General features: G+C 70.1%; 10 protein-coding genes. 2 read left to right on the forward strand and 8 right to left on the reverse strand.

Annotated elements, in window-relative coordinates; genetic code table 11:
• From FW784_RS10590 to FW784_RS10615, 6 genes are all read right to left on the reverse strand, one after another.
• The coding region (locus FW784_RS10590) for a LolA-related protein (protein WP_149353311.1) at positions 1-626 on the reverse strand (626 nt) is incomplete at its 3' end.
• A complete protein-coding gene (locus FW784_RS10595) occupies positions 556-1,527 on the reverse strand; it encodes a lysophospholipid acyltransferase family protein (RefSeq protein WP_149353312.1) in 972 nt (323 codons plus the stop codon). The genes FW784_RS10595 and FW784_RS10590, both read right to left, overlap by 71 nt.
• Entirely contained in the window at positions 1,524-1,811 is a 288-nt protein-coding gene (locus FW784_RS10600) for an ApeI family dehydratase (RefSeq protein WP_149353313.1), read from the reverse strand. The genes FW784_RS10595 and FW784_RS10600 overlap by 4 nt, the downstream gene beginning before the upstream one ends.
• Before the next feature lies 1 nt (position 1,812).
• Positions 1,813-2,583: a lysophospholipid acyltransferase family protein gene (locus FW784_RS10605; RefSeq protein WP_149353314.1), complete on the reverse strand. Its 771-nt coding sequence runs from the start codon at positions 2,581-2,583 to the stop codon at positions 1,813-1,815.
• Between the two features lie 10 nt (positions 2,584-2,593).
• Entirely contained in the window at positions 2,594-3,283 is a 690-nt protein-coding gene (locus FW784_RS10610; RefSeq protein ID WP_149353315.1) for a COG4648 family protein, read from the reverse strand.
• Between the two features lie 4 nt (positions 3,284-3,287).
• Positions 3,288-3,557 carry a phosphopantetheine-binding protein gene (locus FW784_RS10615; protein WP_149353316.1) on the reverse strand — a complete coding sequence of 90 codons (270 nt, stop codon included), beginning with the start codon at positions 3,555-3,557 and terminating at the stop codon, positions 3,288-3,290.
• A gap of 117 nt (positions 3,558-3,674) precedes the next feature.
• Between FW784_RS10615 and FW784_RS10620 the strand changes: the two genes are divergently transcribed.
• Together FW784_RS10620 and FW784_RS10625 are read left to right on the forward strand one after the other, a co-directional pair.
• Positions 3,675-4,988 (forward strand): NAD(P)/FAD-dependent oxidoreductase, encoded by a 1,314-nt coding sequence (locus FW784_RS10620; RefSeq protein WP_235893653.1) that lies wholly within the window; start codon positions 3,675-3,677, stop codon positions 4,986-4,988.
• Positions 4,985-5,968 (forward strand): chorismate transformation FkbO/Hyg5 family protein, encoded by a 984-nt coding sequence (locus FW784_RS10625; RefSeq protein ID WP_235893654.1) that lies wholly within the window; start codon positions 4,985-4,987, stop codon positions 5,966-5,968. The genes FW784_RS10620 and FW784_RS10625 overlap by 4 nt, the downstream gene beginning before the upstream one ends.
• Positions 5,969-6,014: 46 nt before the next feature.
• Here FW784_RS10625 and FW784_RS10630 read toward each other — a convergent pair whose 3' ends face one another.
• Both FW784_RS10630 and FW784_RS10635 read right to left on the reverse strand, forming a co-directional pair.
• Positions 6,015-7,598 (reverse strand): ATP-binding cassette domain-containing protein, encoded by a 1,584-nt coding sequence (locus tag FW784_RS10630; protein ID WP_149353318.1) that lies wholly within the window; start codon positions 7,596-7,598, stop codon positions 6,015-6,017.
• Between the two features lie 79 nt (positions 7,599-7,677).
• Positions 7,678-8,193: an ABC transporter permease gene (locus FW784_RS10635; protein WP_328592722.1), complete on the reverse strand. Its 516-nt coding sequence runs from the start codon at positions 8,191-8,193 to the stop codon at positions 7,678-7,680.
• Positions 8,194-8,377 lie beyond the last annotated feature (184 nt).

An 8,377-nucleotide genomic window follows, 5' to 3' on the forward strand; every position in this document is an offset into this window, starting at 1 on the left:
TCCCCGCGACAGAGCGTGGCCAGGCGCGTCGCGTCGTCGATGCCGGCGGCGGACACCGCCGCGCCGGCCAGCAGCGTGCGCTGCAGGTCGCCCTTGGCCGGCGTGGTCTCGATGCAGCGAAGTTCAGCGCCGCGGCCGAACAGGGTCAGCGCGCGGACGTAGGCGGACATGCGCGCGTCCTTGGGCGTCAGGTGCAGCGTCCAGTGTTCCCGGCTGCCCTCGCTGTCGATGCGGAAAGCGCGCTCCAGCTGCGAGCGGTCACCCGACAGCAGCGCGCCAAAGCTGTTCTGCAGGCCGGCGAGCTGCGGGGCGCGGTCGAGCGAGTAGGTGTGCGCCGAGGTGCCGCGCTGGATCGTCACGCTGCCCGCGCGGATGGTCGATGTCTCCGCGTACGGCGCGCGCACCTGGCGCACCAGCGTGTCGTTCGCCGGTCGCGCGTAGTCGCCCTCGATGCGCAGCGGCTTCTTCAGCAGCCGCGAGCCGCGCAGTTCGACGAACTGGGTACGCATCGGGGCCGGCCGCGCCAGCTTCGCGAGGATCCAGCCGGTGTCGACCTCAGGCGACGCGGCGTGGAGCGTCGGCGCCAGCAGCAGCAGCGGGATCAGGAATCGGAAGCGTCGCGTCATCAGGGTCCCGCCAGAAGTCGAAGAAGTTGAACCAGCAATAGGGCGACTGCCGCGCCCGGGTTTCCAGGATCGCGGCATAGCGGCGCACGCAGTCGGCTATGACTGCAGCGCGGTTATGCCGTTCGGCGACCAGACCGTCGCTGAACATGGTGAAGTCGAGGTCGTAGCGGCGGCCGCCGCGGTACAGGCCGAAGGCGACGCAGACCGGCGCCTTCAGCATCACCGCGATCATCCACGGCGAGGTGGGGAACGGCGCGATGCCGCCCATGAACGGCACGTCCATGGTGGGCTGGCCCGGCTGCGCGCGATCCACCAGCAGGGCGACGAGCGCGCCGGCGTCCATCGCGTCCTTGATCGCCAGCACCAGCGAAGGCCCATCCATGCCCGCATCGATGATGTTGGCGGCCAGCTCGGGGTTCAGCGCATCCATCAGCTGCTGCATCGACGGGTTGTGGGCCTTGTCCAGCACCACGCGGATGTTGGTCTGCGGGCGCTTGGTGCCGAGCACGCGCATGGCATCGAAACTGCCGAGGTGCGAACCGACCATCAGCACGCCCTGGCCGCGGTCGAGCGGCGCGTGCACGGCCTCAACCCCGTTGACGCGGATGTCGAAGCGGTCGATCTGGCCGCTGAGCAGGAACACGCGATCGAGGATCGTCGATGCGAAGGTGTGGATGTGGCGGGCCACGTCGCCGAGGGTCGCGGGACGGCCGAACGCGCGCGTCAGGAAACGACGCGAGGCCTCGCGTTCGTGGCGCCTGCGCAGCAGGAAATAGAGCGTGATCGGGTACAGGAACGCGCGCCCGACGCGACGGCCGCCGTGGCGACTGATCGTGCGGATCAGCCACAGCGCGAACCAGCCGCCGCCTTCGGGGCGGTGCTTCCAGTCGTTGGCAGTCATGGCGCATCCCCAGCGACCACGTCGCCGCTGGCCAGCAGCGCGTCGCCGCGCAATACCCGGAAGCGCCAGCGCGGGGCGGCGCCGTCGATCTCGATCCGCGCCGCTTCGCCCGGCAGCAACGGCTGCAGGAATTTCACCTGCGGCAGGCGCATGCGCGACAACGGGCCGTGCGCCTGTTCGATCGCGGCGACCACGCGCTCGAGCAGCACCACGCCGGGCACGATCGGATTGCCCGGGAAATGCCCGGACAGGCTTGGATGCGACGGGTCGACGACGAAGTCCACGTCAGTCGTGCGCGAGCAGGTCGACGACGGCCTGGCGCGCTTCGGCCGCGATGCGATCGCGCGCCTCGGCGCCACTGCCGGTCGGGATGATCGGCCTGCCGATGCGCAGGCGGATCGTGCCCGGACGGACGCGAAAGCTGTACGGCGGCAGGATCGCGCCCGCGCCGCTCATGGCGACCGGGACCACCGGCACGCCGGCGCCCAACGCCACCTGGAACGCGCCGGGCTTGAACTCGCCGACGCGGCCGTCGGAATTTCGCGTGCCCTCCGGGAAGATGCACAGCACCTGGCCGGCCTGCACGATCGCGCCGGCCGCACGCAGGCTGCGCACCATCGACGCGCGATTGCCGTCGCGCTCGATGAAACACATGCCCATCGACTTCGCGTACCAGCCCACCATCGGCATGCGCGTCATCTCCTGCTTGAGCATGAAGCGCAGCGGCACCGGCACCGCGCGGAACAGCGCGCAGATGTCGATCACCGATTCGTGCGTCGCCACCAGCACGCAGGGCTTCGACCAGTCGACGTTCTCCACGCCGCGCACGTCGAGCCTGGCGCCGGCGCCGGCGAGAAGCCCGGGCGCCCACAGGCTGGACGCCATGCGCAGCGGCAGGCGCGTATCGCGGGTGATCGCGCGCACCAGCATCGCCACACTGATCCCGGCGGCCGTCCAGACCAGCGTGAAGCCGAGCTGGATCGCATTGGCGATCGGCCACAGCAGGCGCAGGGGCAGCGATTCGAGGGGTCGGAAGGATTCGGTCGTGGCGGACATGGCGGTCTTGTCAGCGCATCACGTCGCGCCAGAAGGCGGGACCGAGTGCGCCGAGTCGGCGGATGAAATCGGGGAAATCACGGTACGGGCGATCGGGGAACAGGCGCAGGCGCAGCAGGTATTCGACGACCATGATCAGGCCGGCGACGCCGTAGTCGAGCAGGTTCGCGCACCACGACCACACCACCTGCGGCACGCTCACCACCGGCGGGTGGCCGAGGTGCACCAGCAGGCCGTCGGGCACGGCGATAAGCCCCAACGCGAGGTTTGCCACGCCGATGCCGGTGAGCACCACCGCCCACAGCGTGGTGAGCCCGCGCGTGTAGGCCTTCAGCCGCGGCTCGAGTTCCTCCGGCGCGCAACGCTCCAGCCCCCCGACGATGCGGCTGATCAGCGGCACGCTGCCAGGCCGCAGCGTGCGCGCGAACCACCAAGCGACCAGCCACGGAAACAGCACCGGCGGAAGCAACAGCAGAACGGGCAGCAGCGCCGAACCCTGAACCATGTACAGGCCGATCGCGACGATGCCCACCGCCAGCCATGCGCCGATGTCGCGCCGCGCCAGCGGCAGCACCAGCAGGATCAGCACGATGTCCAGCAGCGCGAGCGCGGCCAGGCGCGGGTCGTGGGCAGCGCTGGCGAGGTGCGCCAGCAAGGGATAGGCCACGCTCAGCAGCAGCCGTGCGAGCGCGACATTCATCCAGTCAAGCCGGGCGATTGGCCTGCACGTGCCCGGAGAGCGCGCGCAGCGAGGCGAAAATGCGACGGTTCTCGTCGCTGTCGCTGCGCAGCTGGAAGCCGTAGTGCTTGCTGATCGCGAGCGCCAGCTCCAGCGCGTCGATCGAATCGAGGCCAAGCCCTTCGCCGAACAGGGGCGCTTCCGGATCGATGTCGGCGGGCACGACGCCTTCGAGGTTGAGGCTCTCGACCAGCAACTGGGCGAGTTCGGTTTCAGCAGGCGTCTGGGTGGACATTGGGCTTCCGTGGATGCAGTGGCCGCAAAAGGTGCGTGCGCGGCGCGGGACCGCCAGCGTGAACGCTTCAGCGTGGTCCAGCGCGGCGCGCCCGGTATCATTCGCGGAATGAACGATGTGCGAAATTCTGCCACCGATGGCGCCGTGGCGTGTGATGTGCTGGTTGCCGGCGGCGGCCCCGCCGGAAGCGCGGTGGGCACCCTGCTGGCCCGCGCCGGCTGGAACGTGGTGATGCTGGAGAAATCCGAGCACCCCCGTTTCCACATCGGCGAGTCGCTTTTGCCGATGAACATGCCGATCCTGGAACGCCTCGGCGTGCTCGACAAGGTACGCGCAATCGGCGTCGAAAAGCGCGGGGCGGACTTTCCGACCGAGGGCGGCAACTACAACGTCTTCCACTTCGACCGTGCCCTGCGCGGGAGCAGCCGCTACGCCTTCCAGGTCAAGCGCGAGGAATTCGACCAGCTGCTGTTCGAGCACGCGCGGGAGGCGGGCGTCGATGCGCGGGAACTCACCCGGGTCACGCGCGTGGCTTTCGACGCGGCCGGGCGGCCGAGCTCGGTGGACGCCACGGGGCCGGAGGGCGACTACGTGCTGCGGCCGCGCCTGCTGATCGACGCGACCGGTCGCGACACGCTGGTCGGCGGCGCGCTCAAGCTCAAGCGCCGCAACCGGCAGCACCAGTCCGCCGCCGTGTTCAGCCATTTCCGCGGTGTGTCGCGGCGACCGGGCGAGGACGCGGGCAACATCACGATCTATCGCCATGCGCACGGCTGGATGTGGTTCATCCCGCTACGCGAGGACGTAATGAGCATCGGCGCGGTGTGTTCGCCCGAGTACCTGAAGGAGCGCGGTGGCGACAGCGAAGGTTTCCTCATGCGCACGATCCATTCGGTGCCCGAGGCCGCCGAGCGCATGGCGGCGAGCGAGCGCTGCGCCGACGTACACGCCACCGGCAACTACGCCTACGAATGCACGCGCATGCACGGCCCCGGCTGGCTGCTGGTCGGCGACGCGTACGCGTTCGTCGATCCGATGTTCTCGTCCGGCGTGTTCCTCGCGATGCACAGCGCCGAACAGGCCGCGCACGCGGCCGACGCGGCGCTCCGCGAGCCCGCGAGGGAGGCGGCGATCTTCGGCGCGCTGCAGAAGTCGTTCGACGCGGGCCTCGATGAATTCAAATGGTTCATCTACCGCTTCACGACGCCGACGATGAAGCACCTGTTCGCCAATCCGCGCGATTTCCTCGGCGTGGAGCGCGCGGTGGTGTCGATGCTCGCCGGTGACGTGTTCGATGCGCGCCCCGTGCTGTGGCGCCTGCGCATCTTCCGCGTGATCTACATGCTCGCGGCACTCGGGAGCCTGCGTGACCGCGTGTTCGGCTGGTTGCGGGGCGGTGCCGCGGTCGACCGCGTGCAGGACACGCCATGACGTTGCCGCAAGCTGCGGGCACGCTGTCCACCACCTATTCGCACGCTCCGCTCGACAGCCTCCTCGCACAACCCGACGTGCTTGCCGTGATCGCGTTCGGCGCCTGCGGGCGGGAGTCGGCGTCGCAGGATCCGCGCGTGATCCACGTCGCGCTCGAGCCCTTTGGTGCCGCGCCGTTCGAAGTCTGGCGCGGCACGGCGCCTGTCGTGCATGGCCGCGCCGACGACCTTGCGTTCGCGCACGACGGCCACCTGCTCGTTGCCGCCATGGACGTGCCGGAAATCGACGGCGACATCGGCAGCGCCGCGGCACACGCCTACGCATCGCTGCAGCGGCAGACCGAGGCCCTCGGCTATTCGCACCTGCTGCGCATCTGGAACTACGTCGACGACATCACGCTCGGCGAAGGCGACCGCGAACGCTACAAGCAGTTCTGCGTGGGTCGCGCGGCCGGGCTGGGCGACAGCTTCCACACCGCGACGCTGCCTGCCGCGACGGCGATCGGGCGCATCCACCCCACGGGCGGCCTGCAGGTCTACTGGCTTGCCTCGCGCAGCGCCGGCACGCCCCTGGAGAACCCGCGGCAGGTGAGCGCATATCGCTATCCGCGCCAGTACGGGCCACAACCACCGAGCTTTGCGCGCGCGATGCTGCCGCCGGCGCCGCTGCCGCTGCTGCTATCGGGCACCGCATCCATTCGCGGGCACGAATCGCTGCACCACGAAAGCACCGACGCGCAGCTGGACGAGACGCTCGCCAACATCGGTTCGCTGATCGACGTGGCGCGCGAACTGCGGCCGGAACTTCCGGCCGAGCTCGGCGCCTCGTCTCCCCTGAAGGCGTACGTGCGCGAGACGACGGAGCTTGCGCAGGTGGACGCAGGCCTGCAGTGCCGATTACCCGATGTGCCGCGCGTGGTGCTGCATGCGCGCGTTTGCCGGCGCGAACTGCGGCTGGAGATCGACGGCTGCCACGGATGACGCGCGGCTCGATGCCGGGCTGCGCAAGCGGTGTTCGACGCGTCGGTCAGGGCGCCTGATCGACAGCGAGGGGTTCATCCAGGCCGAGCAATGCACGCGTGTGCGCATGCTTCGGGGACGCCAGCACCTCGCGCGTCGCGCCGGTCTCGACGATGCGGCCGTGTTCCATCACCGCGATGCGTTCGGCGAGCAATGCCGCGCCGGCCAGGTCGTGCGTGATGAACAGCAGCGACAGTCCACGCTCGCGCTTGAGGTCCGTAAGCAGCTGAAGGATGGCGCGCCGGTGGTGTGCGTCGAGCGCCGAGACCGCTTCGTCGCAGAGCAGCAGCACAGGATCGCCGGCAAGCGCGCGTGCGATCGCGATGCGCTGTCGCTGCCCACCGGAGAAGGCATGTGGATGCCGATCGAGCATCGCCGCGTCGAGGCCCACCTGCCGCATCAATGCGCCGGCCTTTTCGCGCAGCACCGCGGCATCGCGCTCGCCGTGGATGCGCAGCGGCTCGGTCACGAGATCGAGCACGCGCATGCGCGGATCCAGCGAGGCGTAGGGATCCTGGAAGACGATGCCGAGCACGCGACGCAGGTGGCGCAGCTCGCGCGGCGGCAACCGCAACAGGTCGACGACGCGGCCGTCCTGATGCAGGCGCACCTCGCCGCGCGCGTGGCGCACGAGGCGCAGCAACACGCGGCCCAGCGAGCTCTTGCCGCTGCCGCTCTCGCCGACGATGGCGAGTGCTTCACCACGCCGCAGGACGAGATCCACGCCGTCGAGCGCGTCGCGCGGTGCGCCGGGGTAGCGAAGGCGCAGGTCGCGCGCTTCCAGCACGATGTCGGCGTCGTCGCCCGCCGCGTGCGGCGCGTCGAGCGCATGGACGATGCCGCTGGCGACGAGCTCGCGGGTGTACGCGTGAGCCGGACGCGAGAGCACGTCAGCGGTCGCACCCTGTTCGACGACCTCGCCACGGCGCAGCACCAGTACCTGCTCCGCATGCGCGGCCACCAGCGGGAGATCGTGGCTGACGAGCAGCACCGCGAGGCCCTCGTCCTCGCGAAGGCGGTCGAGCAGGCGCAACACGTCGCGGGCGATCCGCGCGTCGAGCGCCGCGGTGGGTTCGTCCGCGACCAGCACGCGCGGACGCGTGGCCAGCGCCAGTGCGATCGCGATGCGCTGGCGCTGGCCGCCGAAAAACTCGTGGGGGAAACGGCGCAGCGCCGCGATTGAATCCGGCACCTGCACGCGATCCAGCAGCGCGCGTGCTTCATCGATCGCGGGCGCCTTCGCCAGGCCGCGAGCGGCGCGCAGCGTCTCCGCCAGCTGGGCGCCGACGCGCTTGAGCGGATGCAGCGAGGCGAGCGGATCCTGCGGTACCCAGGCCAATCCATGTCCGGCCAATGCGCGGTGCGCCGGGGAACCGAGCGCGATCGCGTTGCCGTCCACCACGAGGTAACCGGTCGCGACCAGCCCGATCGGCAGCAGGCCGAGCAGCGCCTGCACGGTCAGGCTCTTGCCGCTGCCGCTCTCGCCGACCAGAGCCGTGCAACGCGAGGCATGCAGGTCCAGCGAGGGCAGCTGCAGCAGCGTGCGCTGGCGGTCACGCACCTCGAGCGAGCGGAGCGAGAGGATATTCATTGCGCGTGCCCGACCGCATCGCGACGCGCGCGTCGCTGCTGCGAGCCGCGATCGACGCGCCGGGCGGATGCGGCCACGTTCACGCCGCCACCTGCGGACGGCCACGCACGTCGAGCCAGTCGCGCAGACCGTCGCCCAGCATCTGGAACGCCAACAGCGTGGTGACGAGAAACCCCGCCGGAAACAGCAGCGTCCAGGGTGCGCTGTCGAGCTCCTGCACGCCGTCCGCGAGCAACGTTCCCCAGCTCGCCGACGGTTCGTCGACCGACAGCCCGAGGAACCCGAGGAAACTTTCCACGAGGATCGCCTGCGGCAGGATCAGGCCCAGATACACCATGGCCAGCGGCAGCAGGTTGGGCACCACGTGCCAGCGCAGGCGCTGCGCGAACGTGGCGCCCATCGCCTCGCTCGCAAGCACGAACGGTTCGTTGCGCAGCCGGGCCGCCTCGCCGCGCATCACGCGCGCCAGGTCGATCCAGACATAGCCGCCGATCGCGGCCAGCAGCAGGCCGAGCGAGCGTTCGAACAAGGTGAGCAGCAGGATCACGACGAGCAGGAACGGAATCGCGCTCAGCACGTCGAGGCCGCGCATCATCAGCCGCTCGCCGCGGCCGCCGGCCAGGCCCGCGATCGCGCCGTAGGTCAGCCCGATCGCGAGGGCCAGCACGCTCGACAGCAGCCCGATGCCGAGCGACAACCGACCGCCGAACTGGCCGGCGAGATGAGCGGCCACTTCTTCTTCAAGGAGCGCTGGTACGGCTTCGACGACGGCATCTACG

This window comes from Cognatilysobacter lacus (genome assembly GCF_008274655.1).
Classification (GTDB): domain Bacteria; phylum Pseudomonadota; class Gammaproteobacteria; order Xanthomonadales; family Xanthomonadaceae; genus Cognatilysobacter; species Cognatilysobacter lacus.